This window comes from Bradyrhizobium sp. INPA03-11B, from assembly GCF_040446015.1.
Classification (GTDB): Bacteria; Pseudomonadota; Alphaproteobacteria; order Rhizobiales; family Xanthobacteraceae; genus Bradyrhizobium; species Bradyrhizobium macuxiense_A.
On sequence record NZ_JASGSR010000263.1, the window covers coordinates 1 to 1365 of the forward strand.

A 1365-nucleotide genomic window follows, 5' to 3' on the forward strand; every position below is an offset into this window, starting at 1 on the left:
GCACCAGGAGGCCGAATTGACTGGCGCCTTCCATGTTAGACGCCGCGCTCCGAAACGTTATCGGCAACTGTTTGAGGACTACGGTTGTAACCAAGTTGCGCGCCCGCTGCAGGCATTAGACTGGGTGACCGCATTAGCCATCGCGGTGAACGAGGAAAATGCGGCGGGCAACCGCGTCGTGACCGCACCAACAAATGGAGCCGCCGGCATCATTCCCGCTCCTGGGCTATTATTACTGCCGCTTTTATCCCACAGTGGGGGGCACCGAAATCCATCGTTTTCTACTAACGGCGGCGGCGACAGGGTCATTATACAAAGAGGACGCTTCGATCTCGGGCGCCGGGGTGGGTTGTCAGGGCGAAGTCGGGGTCGTCTGCTCAATGGCAGCTGCCGGCCTGACCGCGGTACTCGATGGCACCAACGAGCAGATCGAGAATGCGGCCGAAATCGGGATGGAGCACAATCTCAGCTTAACTTGCGATCCGGTGGGCGGATTGGTTCAGATTCCCTGCATCGAGCGGAATGCTATCCGCGCCCTCAAAGGCAATCACAGCTGCGCAGATTGCTTTTTCGGGCGATGGCCATCACTACGTCGCCCTAGACAAAGGGATCGAAAACATGCGGCAGACAGGTGCCGACATGCAAATGAAATGTAAAGAACCATCGCTCGGTGGACTCGCCGCCAACGTGACCTTGTGCTGATTGGATAACCCCAGCTTAATTCAGGCTTGGCTCGAGAAAGGATTACGACACCACTCTTAGGCAAAACAAAGAGGGCTACCTCCGGTCAGATCCTCATCTGGCACGGAGGTGACTAGAAAGGCGCAGTCGGAGATCCTGCCGATACTGCGGACCATTACAGCACGTTCAGACCGAGTGCGGACGCGCGCGGTGAATCTTGGGTATCCCACGTGCCGTGACGTGGCCCATCGCCTTAGCGCGTTCCGATCGCACATGCAGGTTGAACCATCGACCCGATAGCTCCGTGCGGCTGATCGCCGTAGAGAAATGCAGGCCTAATGACGACCGCTGTGCTCTGGTGCCGTTGTGGACCAAGATTTCGCTTCTCACCGTTTGAATGGCGCGGGACGCAGGAAATCCTCGGTAGGGCGGGGGTATTTGACGAAATATGTTTGGCAGCGGGGGTATGGTGACGGCCAAGATAAGGTGAGGGAAGAGGATTGTTTGCCGCCGTGACGAAGTGTCTCGCGAGCTTGTGCTTATCAGTCAGTAGCTCCGAGCTCATTTCTGCTTGCATTCTTCAGAGTGCAACGAGTGCACACAGTCATCTGCTACTTAACCGATCGCTGCCTAGAGGGGGCGCGATTGAATGTCCATGTACGCTGGTCGGTACAACGTAAGGAC

General features: G+C 56.8%; 1 pseudogene. It reads left to right on the plus strand.

Annotated elements, in window-relative coordinates:
- Positions 1 to 702 (plus strand): annotated as a pseudogene (locus QMZ05_RS40810) (L-serine ammonia-lyase, iron-sulfur-dependent, subunit alpha); the annotation flags it as partial.
- Positions 703 to 1365 lie beyond the last annotated feature (663 nt).